Genomic DNA, 16,267 nt, shown 5'->3' on the forward strand with positions numbered 1-16,267 from the left:
TGATGTCGATGCGACAGGGTCAATTGGGACGCAACACTGACGGCGCCGTGGCGCCGCTGGTGGCATTGCTAACCTTTCTCCTGGTCGCTTCGGCCGGAATCGCATTCGATTATTCGCGCATCGCGGGTCTTGATACCGAAATGCAAAACGCTGCCGATCAGGCGGCTTTGGCGGCTGCGACCCAGCTCGACCAGCTCGGCGGCGCGCAGGCGCGCGGCACGGCGGCGGCCGAAGCGCTGGTCGATAACCTCACCTTCTTCGGCAATGACGGCGACGCAGACGGGACCAGCATCTCGATCGCCGAAGTCGTATTTTATCAGACGGAGCAGGCCGCCGTCGCCGACAACGCTACCGATAACGAAGCCTGCCCTGTGTCGGATCTGCCAGGTGTGACGCTGCTCGACGACGATATCGCGGCTGAATTCGTCTGCGTGCGCACTGTGGCACGCACCGCCAATTTCGCGCTGACACCGGTTGTCAGCGCTGTGTCAGGCGACGCCTCGGCAATGGCGGTTGCGTCGATCGGCGCGGCGATCTGCCGGGTGCCGCCGTTGATGATCTGCAATCCTTCATCGCCCAATCCGCCGCCCGACGACATCATCTCGGATGCCTATATCGGCGTCGGCTTTCGCGTGACCGGCCATGGCAACACCAAGCTGTGTACCGGACAGGGTAATAGCCAGGTCACCGATCCGGAAACGGGCGAACTGGTCAATTGCAGCCAGAATGTCAGCGCGTGGTCACCAGGCGGCTTCGGTTTTCTCGAAGTCGGTTCGGGACAGAATGCCGATCTCATCCGGGCCTTGGCATTCGATTTCGTTGATTTCGAGTGCCTAACCGATGAAGGCCAACAGGTCTCGACCGGTAATCCGCAAGCGCTTTACGACGCGATCAACACGCGTTTCGATATCTATGACTTCAACGCCAATAACGGCAATGGCGGCAACAACAACGGCAATATCTTGTCGAACTGCGGTACGACCAGCGTGTGTCCGCCATCGCTCAATACGGTCAAGGACGTCGTCAATCCGAACCCACCAAGTTCAGTGCCGACATCGGGAGCGAACAACAACGTCGGCAGCAATAGATGCAAATTCAAGAATAGCGCAGGTTCAGGCGGCCAGGGCTGGCGCTTGCCAAGCGTGAAGTACACGCCGCAAAACTATAACATTCTCAATCCGACGTTGGCTGGGAATCCGGTAGCGCCTACCCACAATACGTCGGCGGGTCCGCTGGCGGTCATGGGTTACCCGCGCGACCTTTGCCATTATAACAGCTATAACACTCACAGCTCGGGCGGTGCCGACACCAATTGCGGCAGCCTATACCCACTCAAGGTCGGTAACGGAAATTGGGGTCGCGGGGACTATTTCTCGCTTTATCATTCCGGCACCACGCCGCCTAACGACATCACCCGCTACCAGACTTATCGCTGGGAACTCGGTGACACGATTGTTACCGCGGGCGGCACGGTCCTGAATGGCTCTGGGGACACTTCCCGTCTGCCCAGTTCGACTCCGGGGGGGCAGCGGTCGTCGCCGATCTGCAATGCGGCGACGAGCGATCTCGATCGCCGCGTCCTGACGGTGGCGATCGTCAACAATTGTTCATCGCTCAGTGGTTCTTCGACGCCCGTCATCATCGGCGAATATGTCGACATGTTCCTGGTCGAGCCGATCATTGACGGTGGCCAGAACAACATCCGCGGCAATGGCGATGTTAAGGACTCCATCTACATGGAGCTCATCGGGCCTGCCGGGACCGGGAACAGGGGGGCGCAAACGGTACAACGCCGTGTGCCGTTCCTGATCAAATGACCCGTGTTGTCGCCATGATGCGCTGCGAGCGCGGGGCCGCTGCTGCCGAGATGGCCGTGGTGACGCCCTTTCTGGTGCTCATCCTCGCGGGTCTCGCCGAAACCGGTTATTATTTTTACGCGCAGCATCGCCTTGTCGAAGGCGTGCGCGACGCCGCGCGGTACGCGGCGCGGCAAGAATTCACCAACTATTCCAGCTGTCCAACAGGGGCGACGCCGACCGATATTTCGGGAACTGCAGTCGCGACCAATGCGCAGCTCGTGGCGCGCAAGGGCTCGCTCGATACTACGCGCACCGATCGGTTATGGGGTTGGAGCCAGACCGGGGCCAACGCGCCCGTGTTCACCGTCACCTATGAATGCTTCACGACGCGTACGGGAAGCTCGGGAACGGCGCAGAACATGGAAGGCATTTACGAAAACGTCGTGGGCGGCGCGCCGGTTGTGACCGTCGATGCGCGGCTCGCCCATAATGGCGTGTTCGCTGCTATCGGCTTCGACGTTGCCACGCAGCTTAACGCGCAAAGCAGCGCATCGGTGGCCGGATTATGATCCGCCGTATTCTCCTTGACGCCCGCGGGGCGAGTGCCGCCGAGTTCGCGCTCGTCCTTCCGCTGCTGATGATCCTCACGCTCGGGACGATCGATGCCGGCCGCTACTTCTGGGAACTGAGCCGCGCCAAGAAGGCCACGCAATACGGGGTCCGGATTGCCGCGGTCACCGATCCCGTCGAAGGCGCGATCGCTACCGAGAGCTATATTGGGAAGGCCAACGGATCGGGCATTTTGCGGCAAGGTGACATTATCCCGGCCGCTCTGGTGCCTACGGTGACATGCACGCATGATGGGACAAACCCGTCCTGCACCGGATGGACGGGGACCGACGCGAGTAGCGTCGACACCGGCGCCGATAATCCGTTCGAACAGATCTACGATCGCATGGAAGTGATGTTTCCTGGGATCGCTATCGAGAATGTCGTGATCCGCTATGAAGGGTCGGGCGTCGGTTATGCCGGCGATCCCCATGGCCCCGATGCGGTCCCACTCATCACGGTCGAGCTGCAAAACCAGCAGTTCAGGCCGATTACGGCATTCCTCCTGGCCAGCCTGAATCTTCCCAGTGTGGGTTCGTCGCTGACTGCAGAGGACGCCGCCACCCATAATACGGGTTGGGGCAGCCAATCGAATTGAGGAAGTTATGTCTGTTATGAGTTACGATCAGAGTGAAAGCCGCCAGTGGAGGGCCAGTGGGCGAGATGCGCCCGTGCGCCTGTTCCTGACCGGTGCAGAAGGCGACACAGGCGCCTTGGCCGGGGCACAAGCTGCCGGCTTCCCGATCGAGCTCAGCATGCTTGACGACGGGCGCTTGGTCGAGATGGAACATCTCGAGGGCGTCGCCGCTGCGGTGATCCAGGTGTCGGTAGATAATGACGCGACGGTCAAGCGGTTTGCTGAACTAGCGGCCGCTACCAATACGCCGCTGCTCGCCGCCGCCTTCGATCCGCCGCTGGCGCTCGTTCGTACTCTGGTGCGCGCCGGTGCGCACGATGTGATTCCGCTGCCGCTCGAACTCGATGACCTTGAAACCTCACTGAAACCGGTGCGAGCGCAATTTGATGCCGACGCCGTGCGGGCGCAAGCGTCGGATTCTCGAATGGTCACCGTCATCAAGGCCGAAGGCGGCGTCGGTGCGACAGCACTCGCCGTGCAACTTGCCACGCGCTTTGCCGCGAGCGAAAACAAGGTGGGGCGCGAAGTCGCTCTGCTCGACCTCGATGTGCAGTTCGGCGATGCAGCATTCCAGCTTGGCCTACGCCCCAAAATCAACCTGTCCGATCTGATCGAAGCCGGTAACCGGCTCGACGGCGATTTGCTGCGCCAGGCTGCGGCGGCGCATCCTTCGGGCCTCAATATCTTGTCGGCGCCCGAAGAAATTACCCCGCTCGAGGCACTCAATTCGGATCGCGCGCTGGCGCTGGCCGATATCGCGATGCGCGAGTTCGGGACCGTCTTCGTCGACCTGCCGACCAACTGGACCAACTGGTCCCTGTCGCTGCTTGCCAAGTCGGACCTCGTGCTGATGGTCTGCGAACTTACGATCCCGAGCCTTCACCGGGCACGCCGTCAGCTAGATTTGCTGGCCAATCAGGAGTTGGGCGAAGTGGACATCCGGGTGGTTGTCAATCGCTTCGAAAAGGGACTGTTCAAAAAGGTGACAGCCGAAGATGCCGAGCGTGTGCTGGGCCGGCCCGTCGCCTATACGGTAGTCAACGATCATGCGACCATGACGGCAGCGATCGAACGCGGTGTCCCCATCGGCGAAATCCGCCGCCGCAGCCCGCTTAGCCGGGACCTCGATCTGCTTGATGCCGGCATTGCCGCAGCAATGGGGCTGGAGCGGTAACTATGTGGAATATCAAGAAAAAGTCGACTGATGGCGACGTCGTCGAGGTCCATGAAGAAGATGCGTTGAGCTCAGTCGAGCGCGAAGAGGCGCGCAAGCTGATGAGCATCGGCGATGCCGGCGCGTTCGCCAAACGCGATGTCAACACCGAGCTCAAGGTCGAACTGCACCAAAATCTGCTCAATCAGATCAACCTGGCAGCGCTCGAAAGCATGTCGCGCGAGCAGATTGCCGACGAAATCGGCGACATTGTGCGCGAGGAACTGGCCAAGACGAGCCACGCGCTCAACAACCAGGAACGCAAGCAACTCACCGAGGATGTTCTCGACGAGTTGCTCGGGCTCGGCCCGCTCGAGCCACTGCTCAAGGATACGACGATCACCGATATCCTGGTGAATGGCCACGACAAGGTCTATGTCGAGCGCTTCGGCACGCTCGAACCCACGCCCGTCGAATTCAAGGACGAGCGTCACCTCATCCGGATCATCCAGAAGATCGTTAGCGCGGTGGGTCGGCGCGTCGATGAATCCTCGCCGATGGTCGATGCCCGTCTTGCCGACGGGTCCCGTGTGAACGCGGTCGTGCCGCCGCTGGCGCTCGATGGTTCGCTATTGTCGATCCGTAAGTTCGCCAAGGTGCCGATCAGCCTTGATCGCCTGGTCGAGATCGGTTCGGTGCCGCAGACGGTGGCCGAAGTGCTGGAAGCGGTCGTGCGGTCGCGTCGTAACGTCCTCATCTCGGGCGGTACCGGTTCGGGTAAGACGACGATGCTCAACGCGATGTCGGCCTTCATCGACGGCAAGGAACGCGTGGTCACGATCGAGGATTCGGCCGAACTGCAGCTCCAGCAGGATCACGTCGTCCGTCTCGAGACGCGACCCCCCAACATCGAGGGCCGCGGCGAAGTGGCGGCGCGCGATCTGGTCAAGAACGCCCTGCGTATGCGCCCCGATCGTATCATCGTCGGCGAAGTGCGCGCCGGCGAGGCGTTCGACATGCTGCAGGCGATGAACACCGGCCACGAAGGCTCGATGACCACCATTCACGCCAATACGCCGCGCGATGCCTTGAGCCGCGTCGAGCAGATGATCGGCATGAGCGGCATCGACATGCCCGAACGCTCCGCACGCCAGCAGATCGCCTCGGCTATCAACGTGGTGATCCAGGTGAGCCGCCTGCCCGACGGGCGCCGTCGTCTCACCAGCGTGTCGGAAATCACCGGCATGGAAGGCGACGTGATCACGCTCCAGGAGATTTTCCGCTTCCGCAAGACGGGCATGGACGAAGACGGCATGACGCTTGGCCATTTCGAGGCAACGGGTATCCGCCCGCGCTTCGTCGAGGTCGCGCAGTCGTTCGGCATCGACCTGTCGCCCGAACTGTTCCGTCCCGACACGAGGTTCGAATAGATGCCAGAGAGTCTAGTACGCATATTGATCCTGCTGTTCGTATTTGCAGCCGTGTTGCTGCTGGTCGAACGGCTCGTGGCTTTCTTTGCGCAGCAGCGCGGCGAGGGGCAGGCGATCAACAAGCGTCTGGACATGATCGGCAAGGGCATGAGCCGCGCCGAGGCGATGAGCCTGCTGCGGCGCCAGGAATTCGACCCGGGCGGCGCACCAAGCCTGATTGCCGCCGCGGGCACCTGGCTCAATCGGTTGCTGGTGCAGGCCGGGATCACGGTTTCGTCGAGCTCGGTCGTGCTCCTCCTGCTGGCTCTCCCGGTGCTCGTATTTTTCCTCTTGTTGGCCTTCATGGCGTTGACCGGCTCGGCCTTTTCACCCGGCCGCCTGTTCCTTCTCGCGCTGGCGGGAATCGTACTCGGCGGACTGATCCCCGTGTTTTTCCTGCGCTTCAGGGCCAATCGCCGCCGCAAGAAAATGCAGGAGCAATTTCCGGTTGCGCTCGACATCTTCGTGCGCGGCCTGCGGGCGGGGCATCCGGTCTCGGCTGCGCTTGATCTGCTGACGGTCGAAATGCCCGATCCGATCGGGTCGGAATTTGGCCTGGTGATCGATGAGGTCACTTATGGCGCTGATCTGCGCGATGCGTTGAGCGCCATGGCCGAACGCTGGGATCTCGACGACATCAGAATGTTTGTGGTGAGCCTGTCGGTGCAGAACGAAACCGGCGGCAACCTTGCCGAGATCCTCGAAAATCTGAGCGAAGTGATCCGCGAACGGCACTCACTATTCATGAAGGTGCGCGCGCTGTCATCGGAAGGCCGAATGACCGCGCTGATGCTGTCGGTGCTGCCGATCTTCACCTTTGCGATCGTCTTTTTGGGAAGCCCGTCATTCTATTTCGCAGTGTCCGACGATCCGGCGTTCATTCCGTCGTTCTTCGTGCTGATCCTGATGTGGATCCTGGGCGTGATGATGATCCGCAAAATGGTCGATTTGAAGGTGTAGCGCGATGGTGCAGTCAGTCATCCAGAACCTGCTCGAGAACGAGGTCGCGCGCTGGCTGGCGCTAGTCGGCATTTTCCTCGCCGTTGTCATCGTGGTCGTCATTGTCGGATCGCTATTCGGGCAGCGCACACTGGCGCGCCAACGTCTCGATGCCGCAACCGAAAGCGGCACGACCTACCATGCCGGACCAACGACGCTCCGCGGCGATGTGACGCGAAGCCGCTGGATCGCTATCGTCAACAAGATCGAAGCGGCAGGCGTGAGCTTGGTCGATACGCGCGACGAATCGCTGCGTCGCAAGCTGATTGCGGCGGGCTATACCGGAAAGGCCGCACCACGCGTCTTCACGTTTATCCGCCTTGCATTGACCCTCGGCTTGCCGGTCATCGTGGTCTTTTACATGTGGGTGGCAGGCAGCACCAATCTGACGAAAGTGTGGATGGCCGGCCTGATTTCGATGGCGATGGGCCTTTATCTGCCCAACCTGTTCGTGCGCGCCAGAGCCGACCGCCGCCAGGAAGAGATCGTCAACGGCTTTCCCGATGCGCTCGACCTAATGCTGGTCTGCGTCGAAGCCGGGCTGGGGCTCGAAACCGCGTTCGATCGCGTCGGCCAGGAAATGGCGCAATCGCATCCGCTGCTTGCCGAACAGTTCGGTGCCACGGTGCTCGAGCTTCGCGCCGGTCGCAGCCGTGAAGATGCGCTGCGCCGGATGGCGGACCGTTCGGCGGCTGACGAGGTCAGGTCGTTCGCGACGCTGCTTATCCAGTCGACCAAGCTTGGCAGCTCGGTCGCACAGACGCTGCGGACTTACGCTGCCGAGATGCGTGAGAAACGCCGCATGCGCGCCGAAGAGCGGGCGCACCGCTTGCCGGTGCTGCTTTCGATTCCGCTGGTCGGTTGCATGTTGCCGACCATGATCGGTGTGTTGATGGTGCCCGCGGTGATCCGCGTGTTGCGCGCCATCGTCCCGCAGCTCGACTAAGGGCCGGGGAAGAAAAAGGGGGAAGGACATGAAGAAAATTCTTCTGACCGCGACGGGGCTTGGGGCTGCATTGGCTTCTTGCGCCTCGCCCACGCTAGAGATCCGCGAAGCGAAGCGGCCGATCACCGAAGGTGAGTTGCCCACGGACGCGCGCCTCGCCGAAGGGCATGCGATGATGCGGCTTGGCAATGTCGGTCTTGCGATCGAGTCCTACCGCCGAGCCCTGCGCCGCGCCCCTCAGGACGCCAGCGCGCATGCCGCACTGGCCAACGCTTACGAAAGCATGGGCCGCTACGACCTTTCGCAGCGCTATTACGAAAAAGCGCTGGCCTACGCACCGCATCGCCCCGAGCTTTACGAGGCGCTTGCCGCCTCGTTGGCACGTCAGGGCCGTCCGCTTGAGGCTGCGAAAGTCAAAGCCGAAGCCATGGCGCGGCGCGGCGCGCTTGAAGCGCAGGTCGCCGCTAACGGCGAACTGGCCGAAGTCGTGGCCGCCGAAGCCATGCCCGCCATGCCCACACCTGCCCCGACTAGCCAGGTTTCGGTTTCCTTGTCGGCGACCGAGATCGCTTACTCGGACCAGGTGGAGGCGATGCCAATAATCGCGCCGGTAGCAGTTGGCGCCGTGCAAGCACCCACAATCGACGGCCAGCGAACGCTGGCCGAGGTCGAAGCGGTGGCAAGCGATGATATCGGCCCGATCTTGCCTGCGGCCAACGTTACCGCGGTCGACGCGCCGCAGCTCCAGGCGGCGCCGGTGACAGAGCTTGCCGCGATCGATGCCGACGCGATCGGAACGATCCGTGCGCCGATCGAACGTGAGGCCATTAGCGCGCAGCAGGTCGACATGGCCGTTGCCAGCTTGGTCGACGATAGCTTGCTGCCCGAGATGAAGATCGCGGCCGCGCCGACGATCAGCACACCGCTAAAGCCCCAGCGCATCGGGCGCGCCGAAGTCGGTAGCTTTAGCGCCGTAAAGATCGCCACCGGTCCGCGTCTCGAACGCACATCTGCCAGCGAAGTCATGCTGATTACGCGTCCCGATGATGTGCTGCCGGTCGCACCGCGGGCGACGCGCCGTGCCGAGAGCGCGGTGACGCTTCTGAAGACAGCGCCGGAGCAGGGGGCCGTCCGCACATTGGTCGCTGATCAGCGTGTTGCCCGCGCGCACGTCGAACCCGCGCCGGTGTTGTTGATCAATGCATCGCGTCGCCAGGGCGTGGCCGAGAATGCGCGCGGCCTGCTGGCGGGCCATGGGTATGCCGAGCTCAAGATCGACACGTCGCCGACCGGGCGCGCGCGTACGATCCTGCTCTATCCCCGCGGCCAGCGCGCCGAAGCGGAAAAGCTCGCGCGGCGCTTCGGATTTCCCGTGGTGTTCCAGGTCGGCCCGGTCGAGCAGATGACGCTCCATCTTGGCCGCGACGCTGCCCATCTGTTCGCCGAGGGATAAATGATCCTCGCGCTGCTGGCTCTGATGGCGGCGCCGAATGTGGTGCCCGATGGTGCGATTCCATCTGTAGCAACCGCAGAACAGAACGAAGCCGACCGCCTGCTGGCCGAGGCCGGCCATGCGCTGCGCCAAGGCCGTTTTGAACAGGCATCGACCATGGTCGGGCTGGCCGTCGCGGCGGGCGCGAATGGCAGTGCGCTCGATCGCGTGCGTGCCGATATCGCGCATATGCGCCGACAGGATGCGGCGGCGCTGCAAACCTATCGCCGGCTGTTACTGGAAACGCCCAACGATCCGGCGCTGCTCGAACGCGGCGGGATCAGCGCGCTGCGCCTTGGGCAAACGGGTGAAGCCGAAGCCATGCTGACGCGCGCTGTAGCGATCACGCCGGGACGCATGCCAATCCTTGGCGCGCTGGCCGTGCTGAGCGATCGCAAGCGCGATTTCGCGGCGGCCAATCGCTATTATGCGTGGGCACTAGCCCAAGCACCCGACGATCCGCGATTGTTATCCAACTATGGCTGGTCGCTGATCCTGCAAGGCAGATGGAGCGATGCCATGGCGCCGCTTGAAAGGGCGCTTGCAATATCGCCGCGATTTGCGCTCGCCGCCCGCAATCTGGAGCTTGCGCGCAGCGCGCTCGATGCGCGGTTGCCGCAGCGACGCGAAGGCGAAAGCGATAGCGACTTTGCCGCGCGCCTCAACGATGCGGGCGTCGCCGCAATGGCCCGCGGCGAGAAGGTGCGCGCGCAGGCAGCTTTTGCAAGAGCGCTTGAAATCTCCGATCAATGGTATGATCGTGCTGCCCGGAACCTGGAGCGGCTGGAGAGCAGATAGTGAATTTGATCGAGATGGGGCCCGAATGGGGCTTCTTCGTTTTCATCGGCCTGCTGGTCGTGGCGGCCGTCCAGGATGCATGGCAGCTCAAAATCAGCAATTTCATTGTCGGCGGCGTGCTGCTCGCCGGCGTCGTGATCGCGGTCCTGGCGGGGCCCGAATGGTCTTTATGGCAGAATGCCGCGATGATGGTGGCGATGCTGGTCGTGGGCACCTTTCTCTTCTCGGCCGGCTGGATGGGCGGGGGCGATGTGAAACTGCTCGCCGCCAGCCTGTTCTGGTTCGACGCTGCGGGCGGTGCGCAGATGCTCATCGTCACCGCGATTGCCGGCGGCATCCTGACCATGGCGCTGATGGGCCTGCGGATCGTCTTCGGGAAGGTCGGGGGTATCGGTGCGCTGCGTAAGGGCGGCGGGATGCCCTATGGCATCGCGATTGCCGTCGGCGGCGCACTGACCGCGTGGTGGCAGACGCTGCCGGCATGATCATCGCGGCGCTCGCGCTCCAGTTGACGCCGATCGCAGCGGACAGGCGCTGGGCGGCATTCGAATTCGATGCGCATTGCGAAGCCCGCGTACGGGCATGGCGGACGCGCGAGGATCCGGTCGAGCAGCCAAGGCTTACCTTCAGTTTCCGCGAGAGCGGCGGCATCGAATTGCACGCCAATTTGCGCCGCGTCAGCCGCGAAGGATCGACCGCTATGCTCCATATCGACGGGCAACCGTTCGCGCTGTCGACGGACGGCCGCAATGCCTGGTCGGGCGGAGGCGAGGCCAGCATGATCGCGGCGCTACGGGTTGCAAGCCGCCTCAATGTTGTCGCTACCGATCGCGCCGGACGCCGCTTTGTCGACTATTATCCCCTCGACGGCATCCAGACGGCAATCGACGCAGCAGCGGCATGCGCCGCCAAAAAGGCTGGCAATTAAAGGGCATAGCCCCTATCTCGCGCGCATCCATGAGTGCCGATACGCCCTTGATGCCGATTCCCGGCAAGATCGACCCCGTGCCAACCAAGCGCGGGGCGCCGGCGCGTGCCGATGGCAAGGTGAACCTTGTCGGCCTACCCAAGGCGCAGGTTCGCGAGGCATTGCTGGCCGCCGGGATGGCCGAGAAGCAGGCCAAGCTTCGGTCAAAGCAGATCTGGCACTGGATCTATAATCGCGGCGCGATGTCCTTCGAGGAAATGACCGACATCGCCAAGGCGCAGCGGCCCTGGCTCGAGGACCATTTCACGATTGAGCGTCCCGAGGTCGTCGAGGCGCAGGTCAGCGAGGACGGCACGCGCAAGTGGCTGCTGCGCACGCATGATAGCCATGATTTCGAAATGGTCTTCATCCCCGATGCCGACCGCGGAACCTTGTGCGTGTCGAGCCAGGTCGGGTGCACATTGAATTGCAGCTTCTGCCACACCGGCACGATGCGTCTGGTGCGCAATCTCGAGCCCAGCGAGATCGTCGGGCAGGTCATGCTGGCGCGCGATGCGTTGGGTGAATGGCCAAGCCGCCCCGAAGGACGCATGCTCACCAATATCGTCATGATGGGCATGGGCGAGCCGCTCTACAACTTCGACAATGTTTCGCAGGCCTTGCACATCGTCATGGATGGCGAGGGGCTTGGCCTGTCGAAGCGGCGCATTACGCTGTCAACCTCGGGCGTGGTGCCGATGATCGAAAAATGCGGCGATGAAATCGGCGTCAATCTGGCCGTGTCGCTGCACGCGGTGCGCAAGGATGTGCGCGACGAAATCGTGCCGCTCAACCGCAAATACGGCATCGAGGAACTGCTCGAAGCCTGCGCGGCGTATCCCGGCGCCAACAACGCGCGGCGCATCACGTTCGAATATGTGATGCTCAAGGACAAGAATGACAGCGACGAGGATGCACGCGAGCTGGTGCGCCTGATCCGCCACTACAAGCTGCCCGCCAAAGTGAACCTCATTCCGTTCAACCCGTGGCCGGGGGCGGGCTATGAGTGCTCCGATCCCGAACGCATCAAGTCGTTCAGCAATATCGTCTTCGAAGGCGGTATTTCGGCACCCGTCCGCACGCCGCGCGGTCGCGACATCGATGCCGCCTGCGGCCAGCTCAAGACGGCGGCCGAAAAGAAATCGCGCGCCGAGCGCGATCGCGAAGCTGCAGCTCAGGCCGACTGAAGCCTGAAGCCGGGACGTTCGCCATAGGTGAGCGTGCGCCACACCCATTCGAGCGGCCCGTAGCGATAGGCCTTGAGCCAATAGTGGCTGAACGCGGTTTGCAGCGCGAAAAAGCCCAATCCGATGGCGAGCGCGGTTGGCGGCGGGATCCTCCCGGCCATCGAGAGGCCGCCGGCAATCCCGTAGAGCAGCCAGAAATAGAGCACGCTCTGCATGATGTAGTTGGTCAGCGCCATCCGGCCGACAGGCGCGAAGAGACGCGGTAGCCAGCCCCACGAATTGCTGTGGAACAGCAGGATGAGCCCGGTGGCATAACCGACATCGAGAAGGGGCACGCCAACAGCATGAATGGCGCTGCTGACAAAGAAAATCTGGGGCAACAGGTCAAATTGCATTGCCGCATAGATACCTTCGAGCGCGAGGCCGAGAGGCAGGCAGATCAGGCACAACTTGCGGATATGCGGCAGCAGGTCGCCGGCGCGCTGGAGCCAGCCTTGCCGCGCCACCCATGCGCCGATCAGAAAGCGGCCAAGGACGTAGAGCAACCAGCCGACGATCAGACCGCTCGACAGATATTCATACCAGTGCAGGTTGAAGACTTCGCGCACCCAGGCGCCATAATCGTCCCCGATGAAGGCGGCGTGGCGCGCTGCTGTCGCGTCGGTGGTAAAGACCATCTGGAACCCGCGATCGCTCAGTCCTGATAGATCCTTGAGCCAATCGACGATCGGCCTGGCGAGCAAAGCCATGGCCGCCCCGCCAAAAAGCATTGCCCGCATCGACAGGCCGCGCAGCGCGAACAGGGCAAAACCCATCATCGCATACATGTGGAGGATGTCCCACGGCCAGAACAGGAAGAGGTGGGCGACGCCAATCGCAAGCAATATCGTCAGGCGGCGCATGTAAAGGCGCTTGAAGTCGGCGCCGCGGGCTTCGAGGCGCTGCATCTGCACCCAGAACCCCATGCCGAACAGAACGGCAAACAAGGTGTTGGCCTTGTCCGAGACGAGCCACTGCACACCCATCAGAAACTGCGAGTAAACCGGGTCTGCGAAGTGAACGTCGACCTGTTCGACCGGCGTGGAAAATTTCCAGGCCGTCCACCATACGATGTTCGCGATCAACACGCCCAGAAGCGCAAAGCCCCGCAACACGTCCATCTCGCCGATACGCTCACTGGACGTCACCGGCGCCGCGCCGGTTGCACTCGATCGGCCCATGAATTCCCCCTGTTGAAGGAGTTTACTTAACCTATGTTGGGTGCAAACGCCATGGGTTTGCGCGACGCTGCCATGAACAGGAGCGCGAGCAGGATTAACGGGGCGGGATAGATCGCTTCTCGCCCGAGGAAGATCATTGCCGGCGGGAGCGCCAATGCGAGGCCGGCGATGAGGAATCGCGGGCGTTCCCCGCTGCGCCACGCATTATGAGCGAGCAGCAGGGCGGCGAGACCCACCACGGTCAGGTCATAGTTGAAGCCGTAGGGCAGGATCAGGAAAGTGGCGATGGCACCGCCGAAACAGAGGCTGGCGCGATTGCGCGGCAGGTTTATCACGAGGATGAGCGCGACCAGCGCCACCGCGATCTGTGCGCCCCATGCCAGCGCGGGCGATGCGCCGGCGGCCAGCATGTTGGTGACCGTCCCCGTCATCATCCGGGCGAAGAAGGCGTCGATATTGTCGACCAGCCCCAGCTGCGTGCCGCTGGTCGAAGTGAGATAGGTTTCCCACAGGCCTGCCCCGAAGAGGGCAATCGACAGCCCAACAAGGGCCCCGAGTGCCAGCGCCGCCCATGCGAAGGCGCGCCACGCTCCCTTTAGCACGAACAACAGCGGCATCAGGATGGCCAGATGCGGCTTGATGATCATCAGCGCGGTGGCGATCCCCGCGGTGCGGGGGCTGGTGTCGACCTCGCGCCACGCCCACAACCACAGCGCGCCGAAAAACAGGCCGTAATGTCCGGCCCATAGGCACAGGGCGGTGGTGGGCAGCAGCAACACCCAGGGCGCGGCGATCCCCGCATCCTTGAGCCACGGCCGCGCCGCGGCAACAAAGGCGACCGCCGACAATCCGAGCCATGTGAAGAGCGCCGTGACGTAGGGTAGCGACGCGAATGTCCAGGCATAGAGAAGGCTGGTCGGCGGATAGCTGTAATTATGATGCTTGATGCCCGGATCGAGATTGGCTGCCTGCCACGCCTGGTAGGCGTTGATGTCGTATAATGCGGCGAGGTCGCCATCGAGCAGCATGCGCCCGCCCGACCAGACATTGACGAAGTCGCGGCCCCACAGCGTGCTGTTGTTGATGAGCAGCCCGTCGCGGCCCGCGGCGCTGTTCCAGTCGAGCCAGAACAGATAGCCGACGACACCAATCCCGATCAGCAGGAAAGGCACGACAGCCCACGACAACCCGTTCTTTACGCGTCCCCCGATCATGCATGGCATCTTGCACGTCGCGCGGGCGCTTGCCAGAAGTTTGGATCATAACAGGCGCGAAAGGAGCTCCATGTCGTTGATCGGGAAACTGGCCGGGGGCTTGATTCACAAGGGACGACTGAACCTTGTCATGGCCGATGGTGAACGCGAGGCAATCGGTCCGGGCGATGGCTCCGAAGTCACCGTGCGCTTCGCCGATAAAAAGGTGCCGATCGACATCGCGCGCAACCCGCGCCTCGCCATGGGCGAAGCCTTTATGGACGGGCGCGTCGAAATCGTCGACGGCTCGATCCTCGACCTGCTCCAACTGCTGCAAAAGAATAATCGCTGGGAAGAAGGCGGGCTGGCACGCGCCGGAATCGGCAGGGAGTTCTGGAACGGCGTGAAGCGCTTCGCGCGCCGCAATGCGCCCGACAAGTCGAAGAAGAATGTCGCGCACCATTACGATCTTTCGGACGAGCTCTACGATCTCTTTCTCGATCCGCAGCGCCAGTATAGCTGCGCCTATTTTAGCGACCCCGGCATGGGGCTGGAAGAGGCGCAACTTGACAAGCTCGCGCATATCGCGGCCAAGTTGCACCTGCGCGAAACCGATCACGTACTGGATATCGGTTGCGGATGGGGCGGGATGGCGCGCTATCTCCACAAGGTGGCAGGCTGCAAGGTGACGGGGATCACCCTGTCCGAAGAGCAGCTGAAATATGCCCGCGCCAAGGCTGAGGAATTGGGGATCAGCGACGCGGTCGATTACCAACTGGTCGATTATCGCCTGCTCGAAGGACAGTTCGACCGCATCGTGTCAGTGGGTATGTTCGAACATGTCGGCGAAGCGCATTATGACGAATTCTACCGCGCCTGCCGCCGCCTGATGAAGGACGATGGGGTGATGCTGCTGCACACGATCGGCCGTTTTGCCGAGGCCGCGGCGCCCGATCCCTTCACCGACAAATATATCTTCCCGGGATATCATATCCCGTCACTGTCGCAGATGTGCGAAGCGAGCGAGAAAGCGCGGCTGATCCCGAGCGATGTCGAGTGTTTGCGGCTCCATTACGCCTATACGCTGCGCCATTGGCTTGAGCGGGTCGAGAAGGAGAAGGATGCCATCGTCGCGCTCTATGACGAGCGCTTTTACCGCATGTGGACCTATTATCTCGCCGGCGGGGTCGTGATGTTCGAGGATGGTGGTTGCTGCAATTACCAGGTGCAGTATCTCAAGGATCGCCGCGCGGTGCCGATCACGCGCGACTATATGCTGGAAACCGAGGCGCGCTACCGCGCCATCTCATGAACGCTAGCGATAGACCCAGAGGCGGTGGGCGGCAAAGGTCAGCCACGGCGTGACCAGCACGATGGGCACGGTGGACCACCAGACGGGGCCATCCAGTTCCTTGACCAGCCACCACACCCAGAACTGGTTGAGCAGGAAACCTGCCACGTTGACCACGGCGAAGCGCGCGCCGCGGACATGCGGCCGATCGCGACCGCCATGCCCGGCAAAGCTGTAACGCCCATGGACGAGGTAGCTGATGCCCGTGAACACGACGAACACGATCGCCAGCGCCAGGTTGGGATCGACACCGCCGAAGGTGGCGACCGCCCAATAGGTGGCGGCGAAGGCGAGGGTGATCAGCCCGCCCGCCACGCCGTAGCGCACGATCTGCCCGGTCATTGGGGATTGCTTGAGCCTGTCCAGCATGCGGCCACTCATGCACGACTGTGCGCCGGCGACAAGTCTGTGCTTGTTCGCCAAGCCCCGGCGCGGCTAGCGTGCGCA

16 protein-coding genes are annotated in these 16,267 nt (G+C 62.5%); 13 read left to right on the forward strand and 3 right to left on the reverse strand.

Annotated elements, in window-relative coordinates; translation table 11 throughout:
- Window positions 1-2: 2 nt before the first annotated feature.
- The 12 genes from NUX07_RS01790 (at window position 3) to rlmN (ending at window position 12,056) form a co-directional block, all read left to right on the forward strand.
- Window positions 3-1,817, forward strand: coding sequence for a pilus assembly protein TadG-related protein (locus NUX07_RS01790; RefSeq protein ID WP_265528357.1), 1,815 nt, complete (start codon window positions 3-5; stop codon window positions 1,815-1,817).
- Window positions 1,814-2,368, forward strand: a complete 555-nt coding sequence (locus NUX07_RS01795) for a TadE/TadG family type IV pilus assembly protein (protein WP_265528359.1) — start codon at window positions 1,814-1,816, stop codon at window positions 2,366-2,368. The genes NUX07_RS01790 and NUX07_RS01795 overlap by 4 nt, the downstream gene beginning before the upstream one ends.
- Window positions 2,365-3,006: a TadE/TadG family type IV pilus assembly protein gene (locus NUX07_RS01800; protein WP_265528360.1), complete on the forward strand. Its 642-nt coding sequence runs from the start codon at window positions 2,365-2,367 to the stop codon at window positions 3,004-3,006. The genes NUX07_RS01795 and NUX07_RS01800 overlap by 4 nt, the downstream gene beginning before the upstream one ends.
- 16 nt (window positions 3,007-3,022) lie before the next feature.
- Entirely contained in the window at window positions 3,023-4,219 is a 1,197-nt protein-coding gene (locus NUX07_RS01805) for an AAA family ATPase (RefSeq protein ID WP_265528362.1), read from the forward strand.
- Window positions 4,220-4,320: 101 nt separating this feature from the next.
- Window positions 4,321-5,628, forward strand: a complete 1,308-nt coding sequence (locus NUX07_RS01810) for a CpaF family protein (RefSeq protein WP_322597201.1) — start codon at window positions 4,321-4,323, stop codon at window positions 5,626-5,628.
- Window positions 5,629-6,627: a type II secretion system F family protein gene (locus NUX07_RS01815; protein WP_265528366.1), complete on the forward strand. Its 999-nt coding sequence runs from the start codon at window positions 5,629-5,631 to the stop codon at window positions 6,625-6,627.
- Window positions 6,628-6,631: 4 nt separating this feature from the next.
- Window positions 6,632-7,612, forward strand: a complete 981-nt coding sequence (locus NUX07_RS01820; protein ID WP_265528368.1) for a type II secretion system F family protein — start codon at window positions 6,632-6,634, stop codon at window positions 7,610-7,612.
- 28 nt (window positions 7,613-7,640) lie between these two features.
- A complete protein-coding gene (locus NUX07_RS01825) occupies window positions 7,641-9,065 on the forward strand; it encodes a tetratricopeptide repeat protein (RefSeq protein WP_265528370.1) in 1,425 nt (474 codons plus the stop codon).
- Entirely contained in the window at window positions 9,066-9,902 is an 837-nt protein-coding gene (locus NUX07_RS01830; protein ID WP_265528371.1) for a tetratricopeptide repeat protein, read from the forward strand. It abuts the gene before it with no gap.
- Window positions 9,902-10,387 carry an A24 family peptidase gene (locus NUX07_RS01835; protein ID WP_265528372.1) on the forward strand — a complete coding sequence of 162 codons (486 nt, stop codon included), beginning with the start codon at window positions 9,902-9,904 and terminating at the stop codon, window positions 10,385-10,387. Before NUX07_RS01830 ends, NUX07_RS01835 begins: the two co-directional genes overlap by 1 nt.
- Window positions 10,366-10,830, forward strand: a complete 465-nt coding sequence (locus tag NUX07_RS01840) for a hypothetical protein (protein WP_265528373.1) — start codon at window positions 10,366-10,368, stop codon at window positions 10,828-10,830. Before NUX07_RS01835 ends, NUX07_RS01840 begins: the two co-directional genes overlap by 22 nt.
- A gap of 29 nt (window positions 10,831-10,859) precedes the next feature.
- Window positions 10,860-12,056 carry a 23S rRNA (adenine(2503)-C(2))-methyltransferase RlmN gene (rlmN, locus tag NUX07_RS01845; RefSeq protein ID WP_265528374.1) on the forward strand — a complete coding sequence of 399 codons (1,197 nt, stop codon included), beginning with the start codon at window positions 10,860-10,862 and terminating at the stop codon, window positions 12,054-12,056.
- Here rlmN and NUX07_RS01850 read toward each other — a convergent pair.
- Together NUX07_RS01850 and NUX07_RS01855 are read right to left on the reverse strand one after the other, a co-directional pair.
- A complete protein-coding gene (locus NUX07_RS01850; protein WP_265528375.1) occupies window positions 12,044-13,276 on the reverse strand; it encodes a DUF418 domain-containing protein in 1,233 nt (410 codons plus the stop codon). The genes rlmN and NUX07_RS01850 overlap by 13 nt on opposite strands.
- 26 nt (window positions 13,277-13,302) lie before the next feature.
- Window positions 13,303-14,490, reverse strand: coding sequence for a glycosyltransferase family 87 protein (locus tag NUX07_RS01855; protein WP_265528377.1), 1,188 nt, complete (start codon window positions 14,488-14,490; stop codon window positions 13,303-13,305).
- Window positions 14,491-14,560: 70 nt separating this feature from the next.
- Here NUX07_RS01855 and NUX07_RS01860 point away from each other — a divergent pair, with 70 nt between their 5' ends.
- Window positions 14,561-15,781, forward strand: a complete 1,221-nt coding sequence (locus tag NUX07_RS01860; RefSeq protein ID WP_265528378.1) for an SAM-dependent methyltransferase — start codon at window positions 14,561-14,563, stop codon at window positions 15,779-15,781.
- Between the two features lie 3 nt (window positions 15,782-15,784).
- On the opposite strand, the gene NUX07_RS01865 is transcribed toward NUX07_RS01860, so the two are convergent.
- A complete protein-coding gene (locus NUX07_RS01865; RefSeq protein WP_265528379.1) occupies window positions 15,785-16,162 on the reverse strand; it encodes a GtrA family protein in 378 nt (125 codons plus the stop codon).
- Window positions 16,163-16,267: the final 105 nt, after the last annotated feature.

The sequence above is a fragment of the Sphingomicrobium marinum genome, assembly GCF_026157105.1.
In the GTDB taxonomy this organism is placed as follows: Bacteria; Pseudomonadota; Alphaproteobacteria; order Sphingomonadales; family Sphingomonadaceae; genus Sphingomicrobium; species Sphingomicrobium marinum.

Coding starts and splice junctions, on each gene's coding strand:
- rlmN (WP_265528374.1), top strand. CDS start 10,860: ATGAGTGCCGATACGCCCTTGATGCCGATTCCCGGCAAGATCGACCCC.
- NUX07_RS01865 (WP_265528379.1), bottom strand. CDS start 16,162: ATGACCGGGCAGATCGTGCGCTACGGCGTGGCGGGCGGGCTGATCACC.
- NUX07_RS01855 (WP_265528377.1), bottom strand. CDS start 14,490: ATGATCGGGGGACGCGTAAAGAACGGGTTGTCGTGGGCTGTCGTGCCT.
- NUX07_RS01825 (WP_265528370.1), top strand. CDS start 7,641: ATGAAGAAAATTCTTCTGACCGCGACGGGGCTTGGGGCTGCATTGGCT.
- NUX07_RS01820 (WP_265528368.1), top strand. CDS start 6,632: ATGGTGCAGTCAGTCATCCAGAACCTGCTCGAGAACGAGGTCGCGCGC.
- NUX07_RS01860 (WP_265528378.1), top strand. CDS start 14,561: ATGTCGTTGATCGGGAAACTGGCCGGGGGCTTGATTCACAAGGGACGA.
- NUX07_RS01790 (WP_265528357.1), top strand. CDS start 3: ATGTCGATGCGACAGGGTCAATTGGGACGCAACACTGACGGCGCCGTG.
- NUX07_RS01795 (WP_265528359.1), top strand. CDS start 1,814: ATGACCCGTGTTGTCGCCATGATGCGCTGCGAGCGCGGGGCCGCTGCT.
- NUX07_RS01805 (WP_265528362.1), top strand. CDS start 3,023: ATGAGTTACGATCAGAGTGAAAGCCGCCAGTGGAGGGCCAGTGGGCGA.
- NUX07_RS01800 (WP_265528360.1), top strand. CDS start 2,365: ATGATCCGCCGTATTCTCCTTGACGCCCGCGGGGCGAGTGCCGCCGAG.
- NUX07_RS01810 (WP_322597201.1), top strand. CDS start 4,321: ATGAGCATCGGCGATGCCGGCGCGTTCGCCAAACGCGATGTCAACACC.
- NUX07_RS01850 (WP_265528375.1), bottom strand. CDS start 13,276: ATGGGCCGATCGAGTGCAACCGGCGCGGCGCCGGTGACGTCCAGTGAG.
- NUX07_RS01830 (WP_265528371.1), top strand. CDS start 9,066: ATGATCCTCGCGCTGCTGGCTCTGATGGCGGCGCCGAATGTGGTGCCC.
- NUX07_RS01815 (WP_265528366.1), top strand. CDS start 5,629: ATGCCAGAGAGTCTAGTACGCATATTGATCCTGCTGTTCGTATTTGCA.